Here is a 24,967-nt window from a genome sequence, read left to right as displayed (position 1 = left end):
CTAGTTGATCAGGACGACGCCCATATACACAAGGTAGGCGCTCGACAAAACGATGCCCCAGATTCGCGACAGGTTCCACCCCAACAAGACGAAAGGAAAGAGCACAAGGGACGCGGCCAACATGACCCATAAATCAAAAGTCAGAATTTCATGGGGAACAGGAATGGTTCCAATCAGCGAGCCAACCCCCATAATCGCAAGAATGTTAAACATATTGCTGCCAATCACGTTGCCCAAAGCGACGTCCGCTTGCCGACGCAGGGCCGCCATCACGGTCGTTGCAAGCTCCGGCAAGGAGGTTCCGATCGCAACGAGAGTTAGGCCAATGACCGTATCACTCACCCCAAATTGCTCTGCAATATTTACGGCGCCATCAATAAACAGGTCCGCCCCGAGTGGCAGGCCGATCAAACCAATAACCAAGAAGAATGCGATGGATTTTCCCGTAATCTTAGGGTCCGCGCCCTCGACCTCTTCCAAATCCAAAGCGCAAGCATGGCTGTCCGACCGGTGGCGCATCGCATCGCGACCAGCGTCAATTAGGATTAAGACGAGCACACCGAGCATGATAAGCCCATGCGGCCAACTTAAGGGCCCAAAGAAGCACATGACTATGAAAAGGCCGGTTGCCCCCAGCATAAATATATAGCTTTTTCGGGTATTACATTCAGCAGTATGCATCGTGGTAATCAGGGCGGGAATTCCCAAAACGAGCAACACATTGGCGATATTTGAACCAATGATATTCCCCAAGGCCATGCCCGGAAATCCATTCCCGACGGCCTCAATGGTGATCAATAGTTCCGGTGCGGATGTTCCAAAGGCAACGATTGTTAGGCTGACAAGGAGGGGCGGAATCCCGAGGCGCAACGACAGGTTTACTGCTCCACGTACCAACAAATCGCCAGACAGCAAAAGGATGGTGAGCCCCAAACCCACCAAGAACCAATCGAGCATCGTTTATCCCTTATCCAATTGGCAACGACATGGCGACTTCCGAAGCCGAATACGTCCACAATTATTACATCTTGCCCGTGCAACCTGCTTATGACCGGGATATTTCAGGCGACCAAACATCGCCAAAACCAACATCCCAATCAAAAATAAGCTGACTATTTTAATCACAACTACAACCCAAACCGAGAAAACTCACTGCGTTCTTCGATTTTCCCGATCGTATCCCCAAGGATTTGCGCACCGAGGCGGCGCAGAAACGGTTTTTTCTGACCGTAGGGCATGAAAATAACTTTCTCGCCATATTGCTCGCGCATTTTGGGCATCATGTGCCCGATTCCGTCGATCAAACCAAGGTCCAGCGCCTGCTTCCCGATCCAATATTCGCCCGTAAACAAATCTTGATCCGCAAGCTTATCACCGCGCCGCGACGTGATCTGTTCTTTGAACACATCGTGCATTTGATCCAGCACCACCTTCAGGCGCTTCACGTCTGCAGGCTTTTCCGGAAGGAAAGGATCATTTGTCGATTTCGATTTTCCCGCCGTATAAACCCGCCGTTCAATCCCGTGTTTTTCGATCAGGCCCGACAGGCCAAAACTCGAAGAGATCACGCCAATGGACCCCACAATAGACGCCGCATCTGCCCAGATTTCATCGGCAGCGGATGCCAGCCAATAGCCACCAGAAGCCGCAACATCTTCGACAAACGCGTAAACTGGAATTTTCATCTCGGCCGCAAGGCTGCGAATACGCTGGCCGATCAACGCGCTCTGCACGGGCGATCCGCCCGGCGAGTTAATCAAAAGCGCAACCGCCACTGGTTTTCCACGCCGAAAAGCGCGCTCCAAAACAGGCGCGATAGACGCTTCGTTGAGCGCGCCGCGGCCGGACGCTGAAATCACACCTTGAAGGCGCACGACTGCGACCTTTGGCTCGGATTTGAGAAAGGGAATAAATCTTTTCATTAAATGGATGTAGGCGTCCCCCACGACCGGAACAAGGGGACCCGTGAAATCTGGGGTAACTGTTGCGCAGTTACCCCGCGACAATCCTAACACAGGTGCGCACTTTCCCAGCTTCTTTTGCTCCGTTCATTTATCCGAACACATTTTCACGATACAACAAAGAAATCCGTCGCGCGAAAAGCATTACCAAAAAGGCAAATCATGGCGAAATTACCGGAAATCGCGAGTCTTTGGATTGGCGGACAGCTCTCATGGCTTGAACAATTGTGTTTGGTGAGCTTTGCCCATGCAGGCCACAAAGTGACGCTCTATAGCTACAGCCCGATCCCGAATTGCCCCGCAGAAGTGGAGCAGCTCCCCGCCGATCCAATTTTTGCCGCCGAGCCGATGTTGCGGCACGCACGCACCGGAAGCCCCGCGATTCATGCGGATTTGTTTCGGCTGAACATGCTGCAACACACGGGGAAAATCTGGGTCGATGCCGATATGTATTGCTATCAGCCTTTCGATTTCCAAAACCCCCATGTTTTTGGGTGGGAAAAGCCCGGCCTCGTGTGCAATGCCGTTCTGGGTCTGCCAAAAGATAGCGAAGCTTTGGGGAATATGCTCGAGTTTTTCAAAGATGAGTACGCTATCGCTCCTTGGCTCAAACCATGGCAACAGCGCGAATTGGAAGCAGAGCGCGACGCGGGCAACCCTGTACATATGACAGCGCAAAATTGGGGGTTCACTGGCCCCGAAGCCGTGACGCATTTCCTGAAAGAGAGCGGTGAAATCAAATTTGCGCAGCCCGAAGCGGCCTTCTATCCAATTTCATTCCGTCACCGAAACCACATGATCAAAAAACGCTTCGACGTTGCGGGGCAATTGGGAAGTGACACCTATGGGGTGCATTTTTGGGCCCGTCGTATGAAGCCACGTCTAGAAGAAAAAGAGGGCGGCTCGCCAGACGCGGGAAGCTTTATGGCCGACGCCGTTATGCGCCATGGGATTGTTTGCGACGATGCGCCCATACCGCGCAAAATCGTAAAACAAGACCCCCGCGCCAAAGACGCCAAATTCCTAGCGGACCTCGCCTTGGAAGGGCTGGGCACGGACGCGTCGCCGGAGGCCATTGCACGCAAGCATAACGTGGAGCCAAAATTGGTCCGTGAAGCGATTGCAACTTTACAGTCAGGCGCCGCCAGCCTGTTTAAACGCTAAAACAGCACCAATTCTGGCGCCGAAGTGTATTGTGGATCAAATATGAACCACAGCGGCACATATCTTGACCTACCGATCAATTGGGCATCTCCTTATCTTAGAGGTAGGCCGTCAAATTTGCCCGCTCGATTATTTTAAGGTGTTCCATGACCGTTTCTATGCACCCACAATCCGCACCCGATTATGCCACACTCTTTACCGAAACACGGGCGCGCACCCATGCTATTGTGGCGCCACTGACCCCTGAGGATATGGCGCTTCAATCGATGGAAGATGCCAGCCCTGCGAAGTGGCATCTTGCTCATACCACATGGTTTTTTGAGGAATTCATTCTCAAACCACATGCGCCAAATTACCGCTCGCCCGACGATCGTTTCGCCTTCCTTTTTAACTCCTATTACGTGCAAGCAGGTCCGCGTCATGCGCGCGACAAACGGGGGCTGATTTCACGGCCCGGAGTTGAGGATGTTCTGGCCTATCGCGCCCACGTTGATTCGCAACTTCAAGCCCTTTTGCAATCCGGAACGGGCGACACAGAAACAATCCACTGCATCACAGAGCTTGGTTGTCACCACGAAATGCAGCATCAAGAACTGCTCGTGACCGACCTTTTGCACGCGTTTTCCTACAACCCCTTGATGCCCGTTTATCGCGCACCTGAACCGCTTGAAACAACGCAAGAGATTGCGCATCGGTTTACCTCCCATGCAGGTGGCTTGGTTGAGATCGGCCACAACGGAAACGGCTTTGCCTATGATTGCGAAGGGCCGCGCCACAAAACCTATGTCGCCCCGTACCAGTTGGGGAACCGCGCCGCCACCAACCGCGATTGGATCGGATTCATGCAGGACGGCGGCTATGACGACGCCACACTTTGGCTGATGGAAGGGTGGGCCGTTAAGCAACGCGAAGGTTGGGACAGCCCTCTTTATTGGTGGCTTCAGGACGGCGTATATTGGAGCTATTCCCTGCGCGGCGCGCAACCCGTCAACCTTGATGCGCCCGTCGTGCATGTGTCCTATTACGAGGCCGACGCCTTTGCCCGTTGGGCCGGCGCCCGCCTCGCAACCGAAGCCGAATGGGAGCTTGCGGCGCGAGACACGCCTCTAAAGGGCAACTTTCTAGACAGTAAAAACTTCCGTCCAACTGCGGCGACAGAATCCCTTTGGGGAAATGTGTGGGAATGGACGCAAAGCCCATTCACCCCCTACCCCGGCTTTAAACCACCCGAAGGCGCCCTTGGGGAATACAACGGCAAGTTCATGGTCAATCAAATGGTGCTGCGCGGCGGTTCCTGTGCCACCGCAATCGCCCAAATGCGCCCAAGTTACCGCACGTTTTTCTATCCGCACCAACGCTGGCAAATGCTGGGTTTGCGACTGGCCAAAGATCAAGGGAACGTATGATGGACTTGCCAACAATTCAAAACGCCGCGCTCCTTAAAAGCGCACTTGAAGGGCTGAACAGCACGCCAAAAAGCCTCGAAAGCAAATGGTTCTATGACAACGCTGGCAGTCATTTGTTTGAAGAAATCACCGAGTTGGAAGAGTATTATCCAACCCGCACAGAGCTGGCGATTTTAACTGATAATGCCTCGCTGTTGGAAAAATACGTCCCCGCAGCAAGCGTTCTTGTGGAGCTTGGGAGTGGGGCAAGCCGCAAAACGCGGGTGTTGCTCGACCAGTTCACACAGCTTGCGGCCTATCTGCCGACCGACATATCTGGTCCGTTTCTAAACCAAGTCGCGCAGCAATTGCGCCATGACTATCCACGCCTGATCATCGACCCGATTGTGGCCGATTTCACCAGCCCAATCCCCCTGCACGCAAAATATGTCGACACAGCCAAAACTGCGTTTTTCCCAGGTTCGACCCTTGGCAATCTGTCGCGAGACGACGCCATTTCCCTTCTGAGCCGAATCCGCAAATGGAACAATGTCACGGGCTTTATCTTGGGTGTCGATTTGGTAAAGGACACGCAGATTTTGCTTGATGCCTATAATGATGCGCAGGGGATCACCGCCGACTTTAACCTCAACCTCCTGCATCGCATGAACCGTGAAATCGGCGCGGTGTTTGACGTTGATAAGTTCGAACATGAGGCCAGATGGAACGACGTGGCATCGCGGATCGAAATGTATTTAGTCAGCCTGTCGGATCAATCTGTGCCGATAGGCTCCGAGGAAATTAGGTTTTCCAAAGGGGAAACCATTCACACCGAGAACAGCCGCAAATACACACGAGAAAGCCTCTCCGAAATGGCCGCGCTTTCTGGGTGGGGCGTGTCGGAGTTCCTAACAGATGCAGACAATCTTTTTGCTGTTGCGGTTTTGACGCCCGCCTAGGATTGGGCGTCCTCATCACGCGCTCGCGCATTATCTTCACGGCGGATCACCGTTCCCACGCGAAGGCCACCAGGAGAACCAACACGGCTACGGGTGCGCAAAACGGGTGTGTTTTGAGAGGTGTGCGCCGAGGATTCGCGCATGAGAATATAAAGGCCACTAGCGATAATCACACCTGCGCCAACCACTGTCGCTGTATCGAGCCGCTCGTTGAACAAGAAATATCCGTAAATACTGGCCCAAATAATCTGAGAATATTGCATCGGCGCCACGACCACGGCTTCACCGCTGCGATACGCAAAGATTTGGAACATCATGGCGATATACGCGAGTAAAGCAATCGCCCCCACAGCCGCAAAATCGAGCGGTGCCATAGGAACATAATAGAACGGCATCAAGCAGCCCATCACCAAGAAATTCCCCATCATCGGATAGAGCAAAAGCACAACGCTGCGTTCTTCTTGGCCGATTTTACGCACGATGATCGAGCTTAGGGACCCACCGATAGCGCCCATCAAAGCTGCGAGATGCCCAAGCCCAAGATCGGCATCTCCGGGACGCAAAACGATCAATACTCCGATCAAACCCACGATAACCGCCATCCAGCGTCGCATGCGAACACGCTCGCCCAGAATGGGAATCGCCAACACTGTAATCATCAGGGGCGTTGCGAAAAGGATTGCATAAACCTGTGTGAGCGGCAAATGCGCAAACGCATAAAACGCACTCGCACCCGTTACGACAGCTGAAAGAGTCCGCACAAGCATCCACCAAGGATGCACTGGGCGCAGCGTGCCATGCGTCGCATCACGCATCAGCATCACGGTCACAAACGGGAACCCTAAAAGCACGCTAAAAAACACGATTTGGAAGGCCGAATATGTACCTCCAAGCGACTTGACGATCACGTCATGCGTCGCAAAAACGCCGAAAGCAACAAGAGCAAATAACGCGCCCTTGGCGTTTGGGGATATTTTCAACATTGGGTATCTCAGCAATTTTGGGAGTATGACGTCGGCGAATACTTCTTAGCGCATACCTGAAGGGAAAAACGCCTTCGCCGCAAGGGCGCCGCCCCCTAGAAACGAAAAAAGGGGACACAAAGCCCCCAATTTCCAGAATTTTCGATCAGCTTAGAGGCTTGCGTCGAGAGCGGCGATGATTGCGTCGCCCATTTCGCCTGTGCTGATCGAAGTTCCGCCATCTGGCCCCAAGAGGTCTGCGGTGCGTGCGCCATTGGCCAAGACGGTTGCAATAGCCGCCTCCAAACGCGCCGCTTCTTCGCCCGCCTCAAAGGAATACCGCAACGCCATTGCGAAGCTGAGGATACAAGCGATGGGGTTGGCTTTACCTTGGCCCGCAATGTCGGGTGCGGAGCCGTGAACGGGTTCGTACATCGCCTTTGGGCGGCCATTTTCCATCGGTGCCCCAAGGCTTGCCGAGGGCAACATGCCCAAAGAACCCGTCAGCATCGCAGCAGCATCCGAAAGGATATCGCCAAACAGGTTGTCCGTGACGATAACGTCAAATTGCTTAGGGGCACGCACCAGTTGCATGGCGCCGTTGTCGGCATACATGTGGCTCAATTCAACATCGGGATATTCCGCGGCGTGGATCTCGGTGACGACATCGCGCCACAAAATGCCGCTCTCCATAACGTTGGCTTTTTCCATCGAACACAAACGGTTGCTCCGAAGGCGTGCTAATTCAAACGCACTGCGCGCAACGCGGGCGATTTCGCTTTCGGTGTAACGTTGCGTGTTGATGCCAACCCGCTCGTTGCCTTCTTTGAAAATGCCACGTGGCTCACCGAAATAAATACCGGAGGTCAATTCGCGCACGATCATAATGTCGAGGCCGGCAACTACTTCTTTCTTCAAGCTTGAGAAATCGGCCAGCGCATCAAAACACTGCGCAGGGCGCAAGTTCGAGAACAAATCCATTTCCTTGCGCAGACGCAAAAGGCCGCGCTCTGGCTTCACCGAGAAATCCAACACGTCGTATTTCGGGCCACCAACGGCGCCGAGCAACACGGCGTCAACCTCCATGGCGCGCGCCATTGTGTCGTCGTGCAACGGTGTGCCGTGTTTGTCATAGGCCGCGCCGCCGACGAGGTCTTCGGACACATCAAACGCCATGTCACGCTTCTCGCCATACCAAGCGATGACTTTGCGGACTTCGTCCATGACTTCGGGGCCAATGCCGTCACCAGGAAGGATCAAAATGGATGGGTTACTCATGAGAATTCCTCGACTATTTGCTAAGTTGCCTTGGCAATATCGCGCGCGCTCCGAAAATTCAAGCACCCGCGACGCGACTTAGCTCCTCGGCCAAATAATCATAGACCCGACGAATGCGCGGCGTGTTGCGCAAGGCCTCAGGGGCGGTCAACCAAATGGGCAGCGCGTCAGTGACGGTGTCTGGCAAAATCTCGACAACTTCCGACGTCTTGTTCGCAATAGTTTTAAGCGCGATGCCAATCCCACAACCCGCGCGGACCAACTCCCAATAGGCCGTTTGGTTGTCACATCGCGTCGCAAAAAAACGGCGGTCCACATGCCACCCCAAAGCGCGCATCCCTTTTATAATAAGTTCACTGCGATCATACCCGACCCAATCGTGATGATTAAGATCAAGGTGTGTGATCGGCATTCCCTTGCGCTCAATATAGGATTTCGCCGCATATATTCCCAAATCCATATCGCCAATATGGCGCGTTATCGTGTCCAACTGCTCGGGGCGGAACATGCGCACGGCGATATCCGCTTCGTGGAAAAGCAGGTTGTCCGTCGTGTCGCTTGCGTTCAATTCCACTTCGATGTCCGGCTCAAATGCGCGCAAACGTGCCAAAATTGGAGGAAGAATATGATGGGAGAACATCACCGACGCTGTGACACGAACAACCCCCGAGAGGCTTTGCGCCTGCCCGGCGGCCGCCAGCGAAAGCCGCGCGGCGGCGGCCTGCATATCCCGTGCGGCGGGCAATAATGCGTGGCCATATTCGGTAAGTTCATACCCCCGCGCCACGCGCGAAAAAAGCTGCACCTCCAAGGCGTTTTCGATTTGTGTGATATGTCGCCCAAGGGTTGGCTGGCTGTGCCCCAACCGTTTGGCAGCGCCCGTCAGTGACCCCGCCTCAGCTACAGCGATAAAGCTTTGAATGAGGGACCAGTCCAAGGACGCGAGAGAATTAACATTCATTTTTGAATACCACACATCCAAATTTTGCGAATACAACCCACAATAACGAATAGGTAAGCTTGTTTCAACACTTCAGAAAGGACTTACAAATGACCCAGACAGTACTCATCCTTGGCGCGAGCGGAAAAATAGGTCGCCACGCGGCCGAGGCCTTTGCAAAGGCGGGATGGACCGTGCGCAAATTCAACCGCTCCACCGATGACCTCATGCAATCGGTGATGGGGGCCGATGTGATCGTCAACGGCTTCAATCCCGCCGGTTACAAGGGGTGGGCGACGCTTGTTCCCAAATATACCGCTGACATTATCGCTGCGGCAAAAGCCAGCGGTGCCACCGTTATCATTCCAGGAAACGTTTACAATTTTGGCGCAACCGCTGGAACGTGGGGGCCAACCACTTCGCAAGCTGCAACCACGCGCAAAGGCCGCCTTCGGATCGAAATGGAAGAGAGTTATCGTCAAGCCGCCAAAGACGGCCTGCGCACAATCATTCTGCGCGGCGGCGATTTCCTCGACCCCAATCGCGACGGAACATTGATGAGCCTCGTGATCCTTGGAAAAATCGACAAGGGCGTTGTTACAACTATGGGGCCAACAGACGTCGAACATGCCTATTGCTATCTTCCCGACTGGGCGCGCGTGGCGGTCGCTTTGGCGGAGACGCGAGCCACTCTGAATGCCTTTGAAGACATCCCCCTCCCAGGTGAAAGTTTTACGATTCAGGAACTTTGTGAGGAGATCACGGCGGCGGCGGGACAGAAAATCAAGATTACGAATTTTCCGTGGTGGTTGATGCGGCTCGCGAGCCCTGTATGGACCTTAGCTTATGAGTTGCTTGAAATGCGGTATTTGAGCGAGATTCCACACCGCCTTTCGGGTGCACGCTTAGCGGAAATCCTGCCGGACTTTCACCCGACACCCCGCCAAGAGATCATGCTTTGCGAACTACCGTCTAACCTCAAGCGCGCCCAACTTATGGCAGCGTGATGTCCACCCAAACCAGTCGATGGCGGGTAATCCCCTCGCCCTCGGCCAAAAGGGCCGCTTCTGGGGTGCCTTCTTGGGGCCAGAAAACGCCGCTCCCGACGACGGTAATGTCCGACGAAGGCAAGACGTAATCAACCCGCAGATTTCCGGGGCTGGAACCGTCGCCTGGCCAATCCGCCGTATCCAAAGCGGGATCGCCGAGGTGACTTGGGTCTGACGCTGCCTTCCCGCCATGGCTTGCGGGCTGCGGATCAAACACGCGGGGATGGTCTAAAAGGGTCTGCATCACGCCTTTGATGCCATCGCCATCTACGGGGTCAAGATTCGAGTTCCCGAGGATCACAAACGGGCCGCTGGGCGCGAGTTGGGCAAGGGCGCCGTCAAGGTACGCGCCCCAAAATCGCGTTTCATCGGCGCTACGTTTGCCGTTCATATCCTCTGGGCCGTCGAAAACTGGCGGCGTGGCCGAATAGGCAAAAAGGTGAAGCACCCCATCGGGCGTCGTTATTGGAAGGTCCCAATGACCCGTCGTCGAAAGGCGCTGGCTGTCTTGTGCGGCCTGACTTGGAAACGGAGCGCCGTCGATCTGTGGCAAATCCGCCTGTGGAAAATCTTTCCAGAGTAAATCCGAGAAGTCGCGAAACACTGCATCCTCGATCGGATAGCGCGAAAGAACTGCCATGCCATTGGCCCCCGCATAGCGCCCATACCCCTGCGCGTCGCGCGCACTCCCCAAACGGCCGTCGCCATTCAGGTCCAAACCCGAGGCCATGCCAGAATTGGGAAGGGCGGCGAAAACATGGGGATAGTCGGCACCCCCGCCTGCCAACGCATCGGCAAACGCGCGGACCGTTATATTTGAAAGATCGTAATCTATGCCCGTTAGCAGAAGGATATCGGGGTTCACATGGGCAATCACACCCAGAGCGGCATTCGCGTCATCGGAGGACTCACGCAGAATATCGCGCAACAGAATTCCCGGCCCTTTGCGGAAAAAATCAACGTCGTATGTCGCCACTCGCAAGGGTGTTTGCCCCATTGCTGGCCCCGCCATCAGCAGGGCAATTAGGCAGCGACCAAGCCATCCTGTTGGGTAAAGGATGATTGGCGTTTTGCTTGAATCAACGATGCAATCCGCGCCATGGCGATGCCGCGCATAAACAGAGACGCAGGTAAGAAAGCCCATGCGGAAATCGTCCAGACCAAAGTTTGTGGCGAATCCAGCGAGAACGCTTGAAAGACAGTCGAAGTCGTCTGCATCGCCGCGGGAATAATAAACGGTAGAAGAAAGCCTAGCACAGAATTAAACCGCGCGTCCCGCGTAAGGCGATCGACAACATCGCGACCCGCTGTGGGATCAAAGGTCGGCAAATTGACCCAAACATTAAAGTTTTGACCGCGAGCGGGCCAGCGCCCCATCCGCAGACCAATCATAAAAACAGCAAGGGACACGAGAGAGATCAAATAACAAAGACCGGCTGCTGTGCGCACAAACTCTATGTCGCTCGAACTTGCGTCCGCTGGCAGCGCCAAAACAAACAAGCGCACAGGGCTGTAGGGGAAATCCATAGCTTGGCCGACGACAGTTCCGACGGCATGCGTGAAACGTTGCAAAGTTGCGGCATCCGCGCCGTCATCAACAATCAACGACAGCAAAACAACCATCAGCAACAAGCTGATATAGCGAATCCGATTAAATGGGGGCGCGTCGCGAAATTCCATCAGGCTAGGGTAGTCGGAAGCATATTCAATTGTGGTGAGCAGGCCTGCAAAAATCGCGAGAAGCGCCACAACTTGGCTCGTATCTGAATGATTGCCGGGCACGATTATGGAGGGCGCTGCAATTAAGAGAGCCACCAAAATACCGCGCACGATCGCGCCAATTAGCTGTGATAACACTGCCCAATTACCCTTTGGTTGGCCGAAAACGATCCGTAGCCGATCTCTTATTCCAACGATTTTCCGCACATTGTGGCGGTCTGCCTCATTCTTGCCCAATTTTTGCCTTCTTTCGCCACGTTCTGCAACACTCTGTTAACTATGACTAAATGTTTAAGGCAATTTCATGGTGAAACTGGTGCGAGATTGCATCATTAACCACGAAGGGGGTCGCAGATATACTGCGACCCCCTAGATGTGGTAGAACCGGCAATTTTACCGCCTAGCGTTATACCCAAGGGCGAGAGATCGCCGCGGCAGATTCGAAAGAATCAATCGCCGCTTCTTTGGCCAAAGTTAGGCTGATGTCATCCAGACCTTCGAGCAAACATTGCTTTTTGAAGGCGTCAACATCGAAGGGAACAACCGTTCCATCTGACATCGTGATCTCTTGCGCTTCAAGGTCTACAGTCATGCGTGCGTTCGCGCCATTACCGGCATCCTGCATCAACATGTCGACTTGCTCCTTGGGGAGGATGATCGGCAAAATTCCGTTTTTGAAGCAATTGCTGAAGAAAATATCCGCAAGGCTTGTGGAAATAACACACCGAATTCCGAAGTCTTTGATCGCCCAAGGTGCGTGCTCCCGCGACGAGCCACACCCAAAGTTGTCGCCCGCAATAAGGATTTCCGCGTCCCGATATGCGGGATTGTTCAGCACAAAATCCGCCTTTTCAGAGCCGTCGTTATTATAGCGCATTTCGGCGAACAAATTGACGCCAAGCCCCGTGCGATTGATCGTTTTCAGGAATACTTTTGGGATGATCATATCAGTGTCGATATTGATCAACGGCATTGGCGCCGCGATTCCGGTCAGTTTTTCGAACTTTTCCATTTAGGGTATTCCTCTTAAATAAGGTCGCGGATGTCGGTCAATTTACCAGTCAAAGCAGCGGCTGCTGCCATAGCTGGAGACACGAGATGGGTACGCCCACCACGGCCCTGACGACCTTCGAAATTGCGGTTGGATGTTGCCGCACAGCGTTCACCATCCGAAAGCTGATCTGGATTCATTGCCAAACACATGGAACACCCAGCCAAACGCCATTCAAAACCGGCGTCCGTGAAGATAGCAGCAAGGCCCTCTTCTTCGGCTTGCGCCCGCACGAGGCCGGAACCCGGAACGATCATCGCCCGCATACCTTCTTTAATTTTCTTGCCCTTCACGACGCCAGCAACTGCGCGCAAATCTTCGATCCGGCCATTGGTACAGGAGCCAATGAACACTGTGTCGATTTCAATGTCGGTCAATTTCATACCAGGCGTGAGGCCCATGTATTCCAGTGAGCGCGCAACGGCGTCAACTTTGCCACCGGTAAAATCCGACGGGAACGGAACAGTGGCCGTGATCGGCAACACGTCTTCGGGCGAAGTGCCCCAAGTCACAACAGGCTGAATATCTTCGGCCTTAAGTGTGATGACCTTGTCAAAATGCGCGTCATCGTCCGAATAGAGCGTTTTCCACCACGCCAGAGCCGCGTCAAATTCCGCGCCTTTGGGTGCATGTGGACGGCCTTTGACATAGTCAAACGTTGTTTGGTCGGGCGCAATCATACCTGCGCGCGCGCCGCCTTCGATGGCCATATTACAGACGGTCATACGGCCTTCCATAGAAAGGGCGCGAATGGCTTCGCCACAATATTCGATCACATAACCAGTACCGCCAGCGGTGCCCGTTTCGCCAATCACGGCCATAGTGATGTCTTTGGCTGTCACACCGGGATTCAATTTCCCTGTGATTTCGACCTTCATGTTTTTGGATTTTTGCTGGATCAGCGTTTGGGTCGCCAAAACATGCTCAACTTCCGATGTCCCGATGCCATGCGCCAACGCGCCAAACGCGCCGTGGGTTGCTGTGTGGCTGTCGCCGCAAACTACAGTCATGCCCGGAAGGGTCCAACCCTGCTCTGGGCCAACGATGTGCACAATTCCTTGGCGCACGTCGGAAACTGGATAGTAGTGAATGCCAAAATCCTTAGCATTCTTGTCGAGAGCGTCAACTTGAATGCGGCTCTCTTCGTTTTCGATACCTTTGGCGCGATCCAGCGTGGTTGGTACGTTGTGATCAGGCACAGCGATGGTTTTATCCGGCGCGCGCACTTTGCGATTCGTTAGGCGCAAACCTTCAAAGGCCTGCGGGCTTGTCACTTCGTGGACAAGGTGGCGGTCAATATAAAGTAGGGTTGTGCCGTCTTCGTCAACTTGGGCGACATGGGCATCCCAGATTTTATCATAAAGTGTTTTGGCGGACATGGTCCACTCCCGTTCGTTAGGTAAATTTGTGGCATTTTGGCTGCAAAGCGGACGCACCTGTGGCGCGCCAAACCTAGAGGTAGGCGTTGATCGAGAGCTGTTGTCCATAGAACCGCCAAGGCAGAAAACTATGGTCATCGATGTCAAATATACGCTTCATAACGTTGCCATACTCTCTTTGAATGAGTCTCGCAATACTTCCCCGCGCGAAAACCCAAGACGACAAGGGTTATAAATGCGGCCCCTAGCACCAAAATTCGCGCTTTCCCGCCCCGATTAAGCTTTGTGGTGTTGCTAATCCCGCGCCAAAGTCCTATGACCCCGCGTCTTATCATTGAGATTTAACATATGCGGTGTTATCTTTAGACGATACATGCATCGGAGGGTCCGGTGCGCATTACGGAGGACAGGAATCTGTCTCACTCTTCTGACACTGCCAACGGCGACAAACCCGTTAAGGCAAAGAAAAAAACAGCATCCGAAAGTGCCGCGAGCGAAGCTTTGCTCGCGCTCATTTTGTCGTCTTTAGAAGATGACAAAGCTGAAGACGTTGTAACAATCGACCTTGCGGGCAAGTCTGAAATGGCCGACCAAATGATCGTGTGCTCGGGTCGCTCCTCGCGCCAAGTCTCGGCAATTTCCGAGAAGCTCGCGGATCGCATCAAGCAAGAGACCGGCTACATTTCGAAGCTTGAAGGCAAAGGCCCCGGCGATTGGGTTCTGGTCGATGCGGGCGACGTGATTGTGCATGTATTCCGCCCTGAAGTGCGCGAATTCTATCAGCTTGAAAAAATGTGGCAGGCTGGCGTTCCAGGCTCAAGCGATCCAACCTCTTTGACATAGGTTTCAAGGATGCGCGTTCATATCTGTGCTGTTGGCCGCATGCGGGCGGGGCCAGAACGCGCCCTTTTGGACGATTATCTCACCCGATTTGACCGCACGGGACGCGCCCTGAACCTTGGGCCCGTCATCGTGCATGAAGTCGAGGACAAAAAGGGGCTTGGCTCCGATGCAGAAGCCGTCCTTCTAGAACGCGCCCTGCCCCAAAACGCCCTGATTGCGATTATGGACGAACGGGGCAAGGTGATGCCAAGCCCCGATTTCGCCAACACTCTCGCGCAATGGCGCGATGACGGACAAAGCGACGTGGCCTTTATTATCGGTGGTGCGGACGGCATTGCGAGATCCCTGCGCGCCAAGGCCAATTTTCGCCTATCCTTTGGCGCTATGGTCTGGCCGCATATGTTGGCGCGCGTTATGCTCTCTGAGCAGCTGTATCGCGCCGCGACAATCCTTTCCGGCAGCCCCTACCACCGCACATGACCTTGCTCTTCGCAGGGCTGCGGATTAAACCTAACGCAAATCCATAAAGCGAGAGAGCCATGTCCGCGAAAACGATAGCAAAAAAACCGATTGTTCTTTGTATTCTTGATGGTTGGGGACACCGCGACGAAACCGCGAACAACGCACCTGCGATGGCCGCGACTCCGAATTTCGACCGCATCATGAACGAAAGCCCGCATGCGACCCTGACCACATACGGACCCGATGTGGGCCTCCCCACGGGGCAGATGGGCAATTCGGAAGTTGGGCACACAAATATCGGGGCCGGACGCGTGGTGCCGATGGACCTTGGACAAATTGACCTTGCGGTTGAGAATGGAAGTTTCGCCCAAAACAAAGCCCTGCGCGGATTTATCGACACCCTAAAAAACAACGGCGGCACCGCGCATTTGATCGGTGTCATTTCGGACGGCGGCGTGCACGGGCATCTCAACCACGTCGTCGCGGCAGCCAAAGCGGTCAGCGACGCAGGCGTGCCATGCGTCATCCATGCAATCACCGACGGGCGCGATGTTGCACCTAAATCGGCAGATCACTTTATGGCCGAATTTGTGGCTGCCCTGCCCCAATCCGTCCAGATCGGCACGGTTTCTGGACGCTATTACGCCTTGGATCGGGACAACCGCTGGGAACGCGTCTCCAAAGCCTATGGCGCAATAATAAATGCCACGGGAGAAGCCGCGAACACAGCCATCGAGGCTGTCTCCGCAGCTTGGGCGCGCGGCGAAACCGACGAATTCATCTTGCCGACCGTCATCGCACCCTATGTGGGCGTTCGGGATGGCGACGGGGTTTATTGCCTCAACTTCCGCGCAGACCGCGCCCGCGAAATCCTTGCGGCCATCGGACAACCCGCCTTTAACGGATTTGAAACCGGACCTCGGCCCACACTTTCAAGCTACCTTGGGATGGTCGGTTATTCCGATGACCACACCACCTATATGGACGTCTGTTTTCCCAAGGCAAACCTTGTGAACACCCTTGGCTCTTGGGTCGCCCAAAAGGGTTTGCGCCAATTCCGCCTTGCCGAAACCGAAAAATACCCACATGTGACGTTCTTTTTGAACGGTGGCAAAGAAGAGCCAGAAATCGGCGAAGACCGCTTCATGCCCCAGTCGCCCAAAGTCGCGACCTATGATTTGCAACCTGAGATGTCGTCCGTCGAGGTCACAGACAAATTCGTCGAGGCCATCAATGCGGGCTATGACCTCATCGTTACCAATTACGCGAACCCCGATATGGTTGGTCATACGGGTGACTTGGCGGCTGCGATTAAGGCCTGCGAAGCTGTGGATCGCGGCCTCGGACGGGTGCTTGAGGCATTGGAGGCCGTTGGCGGCGCGATGATTATCACGGCGGACCACGGCAATTGTGAAACGATGGTAGACCCCGTAACCGGAGGGCCACACACCGCCCATACAACCAATCCCGTTCCCGTCGCCCTGTTTGGTGGACCCGCGGGCGCTAAACTTCGGACGGGTCGCCTTTCCGATCTTGCGCCAACGATCCTCGATCTGATGGGGCTTGATCTCCCGCCAGAAATGACGGGCGAGACGCTGATCATTCGATGAAAACCCTGCGCATCATAGGCTGCCTTTTGACGTTGGGCATGGCTACGCCTTCGATGGCGGAGGTTGATCCTTCGCATGCGGCACGCCGCGCGGCCCAACAAATCAGCACGGCAACCTTGGCGTTAGACGACGCCAAAAGCGCGAGTGATCGCGTTGCCGCCCTGACCGAAGCGGTGCAAGCCTTTGAAGCGGGCCTTGAAGCCATGCGCGAGGGCCTGCGACGTGCCACCATTCGCGAACAGGCCATTGCGCTTGAATTTGAAGCCCGCCGCGAAGAAGTCGCCCAGTTGATTGGAGTTCTGCAATCAATGGAATCGTCGCCGACGCCTCTCTTACTGCTCCACCCCTCCGGCCCCCTTGGAACCGCGCGCTCTGGGATGATCCTGTCGGACGTCACACCAAGCCTTCAGGCGAACGCCGAAGAATTACGCGCCCGCCTTCAGGAAGTTGCCCTGCTGCGTTCGCTTCAGGAAAGTGCCGTGCAATCGCTTCAGGAAGGGCTTTTTGGCGCCCAAGACGCGCGCACCGAATTATCGCTGGCGATTTCGGACCGCACAGATCTACCGCGGCGCTTTGTTGAAGACCCTGAGCGCCTGCAAAGCCTGCTCGAAGGCAGCGAAACACTTGAAGCCTTCGCCACGGGACTGGTGCAAGGCGTCGACGCCGCGCCTTTGGTCATCATGGATTTCGAAGCCATGCAGGGAAACCTCAACCTCCCCGTCTTGGGGCGCGTCTTGAGAAAGTATGACGAAGCCGACGCCTCGGGCATCCGTCGTCCCGGTTTTTTGATCGCGGCGAACCCTCTTTCCGTCGTTACTTCTCCGGCTCCGGCGACCATTCGCTATCGCGGTCCGCTGCTTGACTACGGAAATGTGATCATTCTGGAGCCACAAGCGGGTTATCTTTTGGTCATAGCTGGATTAAGTGAGGTATATGGCGAAGTCGGCCAAGTGGTTCTGACAGGGGATCCGTTGGGTCTCATGGGCGGTAACGCGCCTCAAGCGCAAGAGTTTTTGCAGAAAACGCGCAATGGGAGTGGCGCTTCTCGTTCGGAAACGCTTTATATGGAGTTACGACAGGGCAAATCCACGCTGGATCCCGCCCCGTGGTTTGCAGTGACAAAGGAATAGGACAATATGAAGAAATTCTTTATGGCAGCAGCCGGTGGCTCGCTTTTGGCCGTTTTGGTGACAACACAGCTTGCTGCCCCTCTTTTGGCACAGGAAACTGAAACGAAATCTTCGGTCTATGAGCAGCTCGACTTATTCGGCGCAGCTTTTGAGCGCATCCGCGCACAATATGTCGAAGAAGTTGACGAATCCGAACTTATTGAAGCCGCGATCTCTGGGATGCTCACATCCCTCGACCCGCATTCAAGCTACCTACCCCCGACCGATTTCGACGACATGCGCGAACAAACGCGCGGCGAATTTGGCGGCCTTGGCATCGAAGTGACCCAAGAGGAGGGCTTCGTTAAAGTTGTCTCTCCGATTGACGACACACCAGCCTTTGAAGCGGGCGTCGAAGCAGGCGATTTTATTACGCACGTTGATGGCGAAAGCATACTCGGCCTAACACTCGACGAAGCCGTTGAAGCGATGCGCGGTGAAGTTGGCAGTGAAATCATCATCACCGTCGTGCGCGAAGGCGAAACAGAACCCTTTGATATTTCCATAATTCGCGACATCATCAAGCTTACAGCCGTGCGGTCGCGCACCGAAGGCGACACCGTCGTTTTACGGATCACAACCTTCAATGATCAAACGTACCCCAATCTTGCCGAAGGGATCAAAGAACAGGTCGAAGAGGCTGGCGGTATTGAAAACGTAAATGGATTTATCGTCGATTTGCGCAACAATCCAGGTGGCCTCCTCACGCAAGCGATCCGCGTCTCCGACGCCTTCCTTGAGGCCGGAGAAATCGTTTCTACTCGTGGCCGTGCTGCCGCAGATGGCGAGCGCTTCAATGCGACCGCTGGCGATTTGGCTGAGGGCAAACCAATCGTTGTCTTAATCAACGGTGGCTCCGCATCGGCATCCGAGATCGTCGCGGGTGCCCTGCAAGATCACCGTCGCGCCGTTGTTGTCGGCACCAAAAGCTTCGGCAAGGGATCTGTTCAGACGATCATGCCCCTCAAAGGCGACGGTGCCATGCGCCTAACAACGGCACGGTATTACACACCGTCTGGCCGCTCGATCCAAGCTCTCGGCGTGTCGCCAAACATCGTTGTTGAACAGCCCCGCCGCGATCCGGAAGCCGTCGAAGAAGAGGAAGAGGATACACCTAAGCGCCGCACAGAAGAAGACCTGCGCGGTAGCCTCTCCAATGACTCGATGACAGACGATGAGCGTCACCTCCTGCAAGAGGAGCAACAAGCTGAAGAAGACGCAGCCAAGTTGCGCGACGAAGATTATCAGCTTTCCTACGCCATCGATATCCTGCGCGGACTTACCGCCTTAAGTGGCGAAAAGTAAGTTTGAGAACACAAATTTCGCGGCAGTGGTTTCAAAGCCGCTGCCCCGTTTCTTTTCTAAATGCAAAGTGTTGCCTCCCATGACCATCGATGCTCAAGACAATCGCCCCTACCGCCCCTGTGTTGGCGTCATGCTGGTCAATAAAGACGGTCACATTTTTGCAGGTCAACGCAACGACCGCCCCGAATCTGAGCCGCCTGCTTGGCAAATGCCTCAAGGAGGCGTTGATAAGGGCGAAGCGCCGGAAGTCGCTGTCCTAAGAGAGCTTTGGGAAGAAACCGGCGTGACCAAAAACCTCGTAACCATTGAGGCTCAAACCAGTGAATGGCTCCCCTATGATTTGCCGCTGGAACTGTCCCAACGCCTCTGGAAAGGCAAATATCGCGGCCAAGAACAGCTTTGGTTCCTAATGCGGTTCAACGGAACGGATGCCGATATTAACATCCAAACCGAACACCCCGAATTTAGCGAATGGCGCTGGATGGCACCCGATGAGTTGCTCCAATCGATCGTCCCCTTCAAACGGGATCTCTATGATCTTGTTATGGCCGAACTTCGCCCCAAAATTTAGGTTTCCCTTCGGTCGAGACTGTGTAGCAACGCATTTTATTGCGCCCGGTCTCCAACTCCAATCGCGGCTCGGCTAATTGTGATTGAGATATTCAGAACCATAAATTTTCGGTATAACCGCCGGATGACAACCAGCCTCCCAGTGGCGACTGCATCGTGGAAATCAATATCGACCAAATCAAACGCATCAACAAATAGCGCCCACGCCACGAACCGGACTATCTTCGCCCACAAAGCCTCGGCCCATAGCGCGGGCAGGTTATGCCGCTTGGCCGTCAAACCGTGGAAACAGCACAGTTTCCTCCAGATGGATATGCGCCACAAGATCGTCGCCCAATTTGCGCACTCCAGTGTAAAGCGCCGTCCACGAGCCACAAGCGCCTTCGGGTAGGTTTAGACCATGGCTGGCATGCTCAATCCCCCGCAAAAGATTGGTGGAATTCTCGTGGTCTTGACGCATAATCGCGAGTGGGGCAGCCAGCGCGGAGGCATTCCCTTCGCGCATCAAAGGGAACAAAACCTGTTCCTCCTTCTGCATATGGGGGTCCAGTTCGTCATACAAAGCGATCAATGCGGCCGTCAGCCCAAGTGGGGCCTCTTCGTGGTCGCCATGCACGGTTTCCACACGTTGCGCCAAGGGGATTAGGCTCTCCAATTCGCGGCGATGGGTTTCATGGTAGCGTTCCAACAGATGATCGATCAGCGCCGATGTTTCGCTTGGTGCATCGCGGTTCGCGGCCTCTTGCAACGCCATAAGTTGCGCCAACAGGGTGTCAGGTTTCAATCCTTGGGCGTCCGCAGCCTCGGCCAACGGCATCTTACCGCCGCAACAGAAACTGATGCCTGCTTGGCGGAACAATTCGGCGGCACCGGGCATCTCGGCGGCAATATCGCGCACTTGCGTATCTAGGGATATTTTCATTTTGGGTCGTCTCCGATTGAGGGAGCCCAGGCTTTGGCTTGGGCAGGGGCGAGTCGCAACAAATCAACCGCGCGCGCGGCGATTTGGGTGGTGATGTCTTGAGTGGTTTGGGGGCGCAGGTAAAACGCGGGCACGGGCGGCATAATGATACCGCCCATTTCGGTGACCGCGGTCATATTGCGCAAGTGGGCCAGCGTCAGCGGTGCTTCACGCGCCAGCAAAATCAAAGGGCGGCGTTCTTTGAGTTGCACACTGGCGGCGCGGGTCAGCAGGTTATCATCCAGCCCCTGCGCAATCGCGGCAAGACTGCGCATCGAACAAGGCGCGACGATCATGCCCGCAACGGGATAAGAGCCAGAAGCAATGGTTGCCCCCAGATCGGCGACCGGATGTAGGCGGTCTACCAAAGCCACCAGTTCGGCTTGTGCGTTAGGCCCGATTTCGAGATCTAAAGTGCGTTCCGCCATCCGCGAGAGCACCAAATCAACCTTAATACCGGAGCAGTGCAGAACCTTCGCAGCTTCCAGCGCCAAAGCCGCGCCTGACGCTCCAGAGACGCCCAAAATCACCCGTCTGGTCATCGCGCACCGCCCAAATACCGCGCAATCAATTCGGTGGCGCGCGCCTCGTGTTCCGGATCAATCGCCATCACGCGGCCCCATTCACGCGTGGTTTCCGCGCCGATTTTATTTGTGGCATCAATGCCAAGTTTGCCCGCCAACCCGTCACGGGGGCTGGAGAAATCCAGATAGTCCATTGGCGTATTTTCGAGCACAGTCACATCACGTGAGGGGTCCATGCGGGTGGCCATGGCTTAAGCAACGTCGTCCCAATTGCGCGGGTCAATGTCTTCATCCACGACAATAATTGTCTTGGTATAAGAGAACTGCGCCAACATTCCCCAAAGCGCCATCATGACGCGCTTAGCTTGACCGGGATAGCGTTTGGAAATCTGCACCACAGCCATCCGATAGGAGCATGCCGCGGGTGGTAACCAAAGGTCGCGGATTTCAGGGATTTGCGCGCGGATCACGGGCAGGGCGAGAGTATTGAACACTTCGCCAATTACCGACGGCTCATCAGGAGGGCGCCCCGTAACGTTGCTCAGATAAAGCGGATTGCGGCGATGGGTGATCGCGCTGATCCGCAACACAGGGAAGTTTTCGACCGAATTGTAATAACCGGTGTGATCGCCAAACGGCCCCTCTGGGGCGAAATCATTGGGGTGAACCCAGCCTTCGATCATAATTTCCGCATGGGCGGGCACCAAAAGCGGTACGCTGCGGGCGGGAACAAGTTGCGTGCGCGCGCCGCGCAATACGCCCGAAAACATCAATTCCGAGATATTTTCGGGTAGGGGAAGCGCCGCAGAAAGCAGCGTTGCAGGGTCCGCTCCGAGGGCAATTGCAACCGGCATCGGCGCACCAGCTTGCGCCCAGCTGCGGGCATGGGCCGCCCCGCCGCGATGTGCCAGCCAGCGCAGGATTAAGCGATCTGCTCCAATAACTTGAGCGCGGTAACCCCCCAAGTTATACTGTGCCAAACTGTCCAGCGTCGTGCCATAGGGCCGCGTGATGACAACTGGCCATGTGATCAACGGCCCCGCATCCTCGGGCCACGGCGTTTGGACGGGGATCATATTCATATCAATCGGCGCGTCAATTTCTTGCACAGGTGCTGTGCGCAGAAGTTTCGGGCGTGTCGTCAGGGCCGCCTTGAGCATCGGCCAGCGGGACAGCGCATCGCGCATGCCATCCACTAGAGGCGGGCTGCGCAAGGCCGCGAGAAAGTCGCCAAAGGCAGGAACCTCATCAAGCGCAAGTCCTAGTCCGGCGGCGACACGTTCTGAGGTGCCGAAAAGATTGCCGATCACAGGCATGGCAGACGCAGTATTCTCCGCTCCGATGGCAGCATCAAAGCGCAAAACCGGACCCTTGGCGCGCAACGCGGCCATTTGCACGGCGGTCATTTCATGTTGCAGGCTGATCTTGTCAGGGAGACAAAGAAAATCGTCCTTTTCCTTGGTCCAAGCAAGGAAGGCACGTAGATCAATAAAGGTGGGTAAACTGCGGATATCGGACCCCAAGACTGCTTGAGATGTCCCTATCAACCCTGCTTTTTCTTTAATTTGACGTTGGTCAACTCTGGTCGAAATATTTAGCCCGTGCGGATGGCAGCGATAGGTAAGGTCATAATTAATCACCTACATTTGATTTCGGACAAGGCAAGCCGAGCGTGACACTGATACCGTTTGAGGGGCGCTGACGTTTGAGCGCCGCGACTAGAGATAAGGAGAAACCGAATGTCGGTACTTATTCTGTTTGCATCTCTCGAAGGGCAGACTCGCAAGATTGCTCGGTTTGTTGAAGCCGAAGTGCGCAATGCGGGGTATGAGGCCACGTTGGTGGATGTATCTGACAAGATGGCGGAAGTAACGTTTGTGGGATTTGATACTGTCATTTTGGCCGCGCCGGTCCATGAGCGTCGGCATCCCCCGAATTTTGAACTTCTGTTGACCGCAAGCCAAGACTCTTTGGCGGCCCGTCGCACATTTATGATCTCCGTCAGCCTTGGCGCTGCATTTCCCGAGTTAATCGAGGAGGCGCAGGAATATTTGATTGAAATGAAATTGCGAACTGGTCTTGAGCCAAATGCAGAGTTGCTCGTTGCCGGAGCGGTGCACCCCAGCAGCTATGGCTATTATGAAACCCAAATACTGCGGCACGCGATCTTGCGTCATCAGGCAATTGATCCACGCAAGGAAGACCGCGAGTTTACCGATTGGGACGCGCTGTCGAAGGCCATAACGGAGTTTGTTTCTACTGGTACGTGAGCCGTTGCTTGCGCGGGTTCGAGGGGTATTCGTATTGGTCAGCTGATTTGGTGAAATTCTACTAATTCGCACTCCGCGTCATAATAATTCATCACAGCACACAATCCCTCTTGGATTGCTCAAACAAAAGCGGCAAGTTCAACCCGACATGCGATTACTCATCTCTTTTGCCGCCCTTTTTCTCTCGGTTATTTTGCTACAACTTTCGTCCGGCGGCGTGGGGCCTCTTGATGTGTTGTCTGGGCTCACCCTTGGCTTTTCCAAGCAGGAAATCGGAATGCTGGGTTCGGCCCATTTTCTGGGGTTTTTCATAGGCTGCTGGTGGGCACCGCGCCTGATGGGCAACGTGGGTCACTCGCGCGCGTTTGCCGCTTTCACGGCCAGCGGTTCCATCGGATTGATGGCACATATGATGGTGCTGGATCCCTACGCGTGGGCCTTGATGCGCGTGGCCTCAGGGCTTTGTGTGGCGGGATGCTATACCGTGATCGAAGCGTGGTTGCAGGCGCGAGTCACCAATGAAACACGCGGCCGCACGATGGGGGTATACCGCGTCGTGGACATGACGGGATCGCTGGCCGCGCAAATGATTATCGGAATCCTGTCCCCCGCGTCATACATATCCTACAACCTGCTGGCTATCCTCTGTTGTGCGGCGCTTTTGCCCCTGATGCTGACGCGCACGGCGGAACCTGAAACACCAAAGCGGGCCCGTTTACGACCCCGTTTGGCGATTGATTGTTCTCCCTTGGCGGCGGCGGCGGTTGTGGTCGCGGCGCTTTCAAGCGCATCCTTTCGTATGGTCGGCCCGATTTATGGTCAGGAAGTCGGATTGAGCGCAGGCCAGATCGCTTGGTTTTTGTCGGCCTTCGTGCTCGGCGGGGCACTGGCACAACTCCCCGTCGGATGGCTGGCGGATAAATACGACCGCCGCTGGGTGTTGGTTTGGCTGTCCTTCGCCGCGATGCTCAGTTGCGGCATTACGATTATGGCCTCGGGTTTGGGGACGACGGGGATCATGCTGTCCGCGGGGCTTTTTGGCCTCACGACCTTTCCGATTTATTCCGTCGCGGCGGCCCACGCGCATGATTTTGCCACCTCCGAGGAGCGCGTCGAACTCTCGGCCGCACTGATGTTTTTCTTCGCGCTTGGGGCTATCTTTGCGCCCTACCTCGCCTCGGTGCTTATTGACGATTTCGGCCCCAAAGCCCTGTTCCTGATGATATCGGTCGGGCACGGCGTTCTGATTGTCTTTGGCCTCGCACGCATGCAAGTGCGTCCCACCAAGGGCGCGCGCACGCCTTATATCTATACGCCGCGCACCTCTTTCACGGTTGGACGGTTGTTTCGCCGCCAACGCGACGGCAGCCTAGAAAACCGCGATCCGGGTGAGTAAACATCCCAAT

23 protein-coding genes and 1 pseudogene are annotated in these 24,967 nt (G+C 55.0%); 12 read left to right on the top strand and 12 right to left on the bottom strand.

What is annotated here, in order from left to right; genetic code table 11:
- Together AB9F27_RS05135 and AB9F27_RS05130 are read right to left on the bottom strand one after the other, a co-directional pair.
- Positions 1–957, bottom strand: coding sequence for a calcium/sodium antiporter (locus AB9F27_RS05135; RefSeq protein ID WP_039001764.1), 957 nt, complete (start codon positions 955–957; stop codon positions 1–3).
- A 170-nt stretch (positions 958–1,127) separates the two neighbouring features.
- Positions 1,128–1,922, bottom strand: coding sequence for a S49 family peptidase (locus AB9F27_RS05130; protein WP_335583837.1), 795 nt, complete (start codon positions 1,920–1,922; stop codon positions 1,128–1,130).
- Positions 1,923–2,123: 201 nt separating this feature from the next.
- Between AB9F27_RS05130 and AB9F27_RS05125 the strand changes: the two genes are divergently transcribed.
- The 3 genes from AB9F27_RS05125 to egtD all read left to right on the top strand — a co-directional run bounded on the left by AB9F27_RS05125 (position 2,124) and on the right by egtD (position 5,469).
- Complete coding sequence (locus tag AB9F27_RS05125) at positions 2,124–3,125, top strand: hypothetical protein (protein WP_335583838.1); 1,002 nt, start codon at positions 2,124–2,126, stop codon at positions 3,123–3,125.
- Positions 3,126–3,271: 146 nt separating this feature from the next.
- Positions 3,272–4,531, top strand: a complete 1,260-nt coding sequence (egtB, locus tag AB9F27_RS05120; protein WP_335583839.1) for an ergothioneine biosynthesis protein EgtB — start codon at positions 3,272–3,274, stop codon at positions 4,529–4,531.
- On the top strand, positions 4,531–5,469 hold the full coding sequence (gene egtD, locus AB9F27_RS05115; protein ID WP_369757598.1) for an L-histidine N(alpha)-methyltransferase: 939 nt from the start codon (positions 4,531–4,533) through the stop codon (positions 5,467–5,469). Before egtB ends, egtD begins: the two co-directional genes overlap by 1 nt.
- Here egtD and AB9F27_RS05110 read toward each other — a convergent pair.
- From AB9F27_RS05110 to AB9F27_RS05100, 3 genes are all read right to left on the bottom strand, one after another.
- The gene (locus AB9F27_RS05110; RefSeq protein WP_335583879.1) at positions 5,466–6,443 is read right to left on the bottom strand and encodes a DMT family transporter; all 978 of its coding nucleotides are present in this window, start codon (positions 6,441–6,443) and stop codon (positions 5,466–5,468) included. The genes egtD and AB9F27_RS05110 overlap by 4 nt on opposite strands.
- Before the next feature lie 159 nt (positions 6,444–6,602).
- A complete protein-coding gene (gene leuB / locus AB9F27_RS05105; RefSeq protein ID WP_335583841.1) occupies positions 6,603–7,709 on the bottom strand; it encodes a 3-isopropylmalate dehydrogenase in 1,107 nt (368 codons plus the stop codon).
- A gap of 58 nt (positions 7,710–7,767) precedes the next feature.
- Complete coding sequence (locus AB9F27_RS05100) at positions 7,768–8,670, bottom strand: LysR family transcriptional regulator (protein WP_335583842.1); 903 nt, start codon at positions 8,668–8,670, stop codon at positions 7,768–7,770.
- A gap of 89 nt (positions 8,671–8,759) precedes the next feature.
- Between AB9F27_RS05100 and AB9F27_RS05095 the strand changes: the two genes are divergently transcribed.
- A complete protein-coding gene (locus tag AB9F27_RS05095) occupies positions 8,760–9,656 on the top strand; it encodes an epimerase (RefSeq protein WP_335583843.1) in 897 nt (298 codons plus the stop codon).
- Here AB9F27_RS05095 and AB9F27_RS05090 read toward each other — a convergent pair.
- From AB9F27_RS05090 to leuC, 4 genes are all read right to left on the bottom strand, one after another.
- Positions 9,643–10,695 (bottom strand): endonuclease/exonuclease/phosphatase family protein, encoded by a 1,053-nt coding sequence (locus AB9F27_RS05090; RefSeq protein WP_335583844.1) that lies wholly within the window; start codon positions 10,693–10,695, stop codon positions 9,643–9,645. The genes AB9F27_RS05095 and AB9F27_RS05090 overlap by 14 nt on opposite strands.
- Before the next feature lie 26 nt (positions 10,696–10,721).
- Positions 10,722–11,555, bottom strand: a complete 834-nt coding sequence (locus AB9F27_RS05085; RefSeq protein ID WP_335583845.1) for a hypothetical protein — start codon at positions 11,553–11,555, stop codon at positions 10,722–10,724.
- 268 nt (positions 11,556–11,823) lie between these two features.
- On the bottom strand, positions 11,824–12,429 hold the full coding sequence (gene leuD, locus AB9F27_RS05080; protein ID WP_335583846.1) for a 3-isopropylmalate dehydratase small subunit: 606 nt from the start codon (positions 12,427–12,429) through the stop codon (positions 11,824–11,826).
- A 14-nt stretch (positions 12,430–12,443) separates the two neighbouring features.
- Positions 12,444–13,847, bottom strand: coding sequence for a 3-isopropylmalate dehydratase large subunit (gene leuC / locus AB9F27_RS05075; RefSeq protein ID WP_335583847.1), 1,404 nt, complete (start codon positions 13,845–13,847; stop codon positions 12,444–12,446).
- A 390-nt stretch (positions 13,848–14,237) separates the two neighbouring features.
- On the opposite strand from leuC, the gene rsfS reads away from it, so the two are divergent.
- The 6 genes from rsfS (at position 14,238) to AB9F27_RS05045 (ending at position 19,807) form a co-directional block, all read left to right on the top strand.
- On the top strand, positions 14,238–14,690 hold the full coding sequence (gene rsfS / locus AB9F27_RS05070; RefSeq protein ID WP_369754866.1) for a ribosome silencing factor: 453 nt from the start codon (positions 14,238–14,240) through the stop codon (positions 14,688–14,690).
- A gap of 9 nt (positions 14,691–14,699) precedes the next feature.
- The gene (rlmH, locus tag AB9F27_RS05065; RefSeq protein ID WP_335583848.1) at positions 14,700–15,170 is read left to right on the top strand and encodes a 23S rRNA (pseudouridine(1915)-N(3))-methyltransferase RlmH; all 471 of its coding nucleotides are present in this window, start codon (positions 14,700–14,702) and stop codon (positions 15,168–15,170) included.
- A 59-nt stretch (positions 15,171–15,229) separates the two neighbouring features.
- A complete protein-coding gene (gene gpmI / locus AB9F27_RS05060; protein WP_335583849.1) occupies positions 15,230–16,762 on the top strand; it encodes a 2,3-bisphosphoglycerate-independent phosphoglycerate mutase in 1,533 nt (510 codons plus the stop codon).
- Entirely contained in the window at positions 16,759–17,892 is a 1,134-nt protein-coding gene (locus tag AB9F27_RS05055; RefSeq protein WP_369757597.1) for a murein hydrolase activator EnvC, read from the top strand. Before gpmI ends, AB9F27_RS05055 begins: the two co-directional genes overlap by 4 nt.
- Positions 17,893–17,898: 6 nt before the next feature.
- Positions 17,899–19,236: a S41 family peptidase gene (locus AB9F27_RS05050; protein WP_335583850.1), complete on the top strand. Its 1,338-nt coding sequence runs from the start codon at positions 17,899–17,901 to the stop codon at positions 19,234–19,236.
- 79 nt (positions 19,237–19,315) lie between these two features.
- The gene (locus AB9F27_RS05045) at positions 19,316–19,807 is read left to right on the top strand and encodes an RNA pyrophosphohydrolase (RefSeq protein WP_369754869.1); all 492 of its coding nucleotides are present in this window, start codon (positions 19,316–19,318) and stop codon (positions 19,805–19,807) included.
- Between the two features lie 258 nt (positions 19,808–20,065).
- Here the strand turns inward: AB9F27_RS05045 and ric are convergent, their stop codons facing one another.
- From ric to AB9F27_RS05030, 3 genes and pseudogenes are all read right to left on the bottom strand, one after another.
- Positions 20,066–20,728: an iron-sulfur cluster repair di-iron protein gene (ric, locus tag AB9F27_RS05040; RefSeq protein WP_335583852.1), complete on the bottom strand. Its 663-nt coding sequence runs from the start codon at positions 20,726–20,728 to the stop codon at positions 20,066–20,068.
- A complete protein-coding gene (locus AB9F27_RS05035) occupies positions 20,725–21,309 on the bottom strand; it encodes a UbiX family flavin prenyltransferase (protein WP_335583853.1) in 585 nt (194 codons plus the stop codon). The genes ric and AB9F27_RS05035 overlap by 4 nt, the downstream gene beginning before the upstream one ends.
- A pseudogene (locus AB9F27_RS05030) lies at positions 21,306–22,802 on the bottom strand (UbiD family decarboxylase). Before AB9F27_RS05030 ends, AB9F27_RS05035 begins: the two are co-directional and overlap by 4 nt.
- Before the next feature lie 228 nt (positions 22,803–23,030).
- Here AB9F27_RS05030 and AB9F27_RS05025 point away from each other — a divergent pair.
- Together AB9F27_RS05025 and AB9F27_RS05020 are read left to right on the top strand one after the other, a co-directional pair.
- Positions 23,031–23,561, top strand: a complete 531-nt coding sequence (locus AB9F27_RS05025; protein ID WP_335583854.1) for a flavodoxin domain-containing protein — start codon at positions 23,031–23,033, stop codon at positions 23,559–23,561.
- 148 nt (positions 23,562–23,709) lie between these two features.
- Positions 23,710–24,957, top strand: a complete 1,248-nt coding sequence (locus AB9F27_RS05020) for an MFS transporter (protein WP_335583855.1) — start codon at positions 23,710–23,712, stop codon at positions 24,955–24,957.
- The last annotated feature ends 10 nt before the right edge of the window (positions 24,958–24,967 follow it).

Origin of the sequence: Falsihalocynthiibacter sp. CO-5D18 (genome assembly GCF_041205445.1) — a bacterium.
In the GTDB taxonomy this organism is placed as follows: domain Bacteria; phylum Pseudomonadota; class Alphaproteobacteria; order Rhodobacterales; family Rhodobacteraceae; genus Falsihalocynthiibacter; species Falsihalocynthiibacter arcticus.
This window is presented reverse-complemented; position numbering and strand designations above follow the sequence as displayed.

Coding starts and splice junctions, on each gene's coding strand:
- gpmI (WP_335583849.1), top strand. CDS start 15,230: ATGTCCGCGAAAACGATAGCAAAAAAACCGATTGTTCTTTGTATTCTT.
- AB9F27_RS05035 (WP_335583853.1), bottom strand. CDS start 21,309: ATGACCAGACGGGTGATTTTGGGCGTCTCTGGAGCGTCAGGCGCGGCT.
- rlmH (WP_335583848.1), top strand. CDS start 14,700: ATGCGCGTTCATATCTGTGCTGTTGGCCGCATGCGGGCGGGGCCAGAA.
- egtB (WP_335583839.1), top strand. CDS start 3,272: ATGACCGTTTCTATGCACCCACAATCCGCACCCGATTATGCCACACTC.
- AB9F27_RS05135 (WP_039001764.1), bottom strand. CDS start 957: ATGCTCGATTGGTTCTTGGTGGGTTTGGGGCTCACCATCCTTTTGCTG.
- AB9F27_RS05025 (WP_335583854.1), top strand. CDS start 23,031: ATGTCGGTACTTATTCTGTTTGCATCTCTCGAAGGGCAGACTCGCAAG.
- AB9F27_RS05090 (WP_335583844.1), bottom strand. CDS start 10,695: ATGGGGCAAACACCCTTGCGAGTGGCGACATACGACGTTGATTTTTTC.
- leuB (WP_335583841.1), bottom strand. CDS start 7,709: ATGAGTAACCCATCCATTTTGATCCTTCCTGGTGACGGCATTGGCCCC.
- leuD (WP_335583846.1), bottom strand. CDS start 12,429: ATGGAAAAGTTCGAAAAACTGACCGGAATCGCGGCGCCAATGCCGTTG.
- AB9F27_RS05130 (WP_335583837.1), bottom strand. CDS start 1,922: ATGAAAAGATTTATTCCCTTTCTCAAATCCGAGCCAAAGGTCGCAGTC.
- AB9F27_RS05095 (WP_335583843.1), top strand. CDS start 8,760: ATGACCCAGACAGTACTCATCCTTGGCGCGAGCGGAAAAATAGGTCGC.
- AB9F27_RS05020 (WP_335583855.1), top strand. CDS start 23,710: ATGCGATTACTCATCTCTTTTGCCGCCCTTTTTCTCTCGGTTATTTTG.
- AB9F27_RS05055 (WP_369757597.1), top strand. CDS start 16,759: ATGAAAACCCTGCGCATCATAGGCTGCCTTTTGACGTTGGGCATGGCT.
- egtD (WP_369757598.1), top strand. CDS start 4,531: ATGGACTTGCCAACAATTCAAAACGCCGCGCTCCTTAAAAGCGCACTT.
- ric (WP_335583852.1), bottom strand. CDS start 20,728: ATGAAAATATCCCTAGATACGCAAGTGCGCGATATTGCCGCCGAGATG.
- AB9F27_RS05125 (WP_335583838.1), top strand. CDS start 2,124: ATGGCGAAATTACCGGAAATCGCGAGTCTTTGGATTGGCGGACAGCTC.
- AB9F27_RS05045 (WP_369754869.1), top strand. CDS start 19,316: ATGACCATCGATGCTCAAGACAATCGCCCCTACCGCCCCTGTGTTGGC.
- AB9F27_RS05050 (WP_335583850.1), top strand. CDS start 17,899: ATGAAGAAATTCTTTATGGCAGCAGCCGGTGGCTCGCTTTTGGCCGTT.
- AB9F27_RS05100 (WP_335583842.1), bottom strand. CDS start 8,670: ATGAATGTTAATTCTCTCGCGTCCTTGGACTGGTCCCTCATTCAAAGC.
- leuC (WP_335583847.1), bottom strand. CDS start 13,847: ATGTCCGCCAAAACACTTTATGATAAAATCTGGGATGCCCATGTCGCC.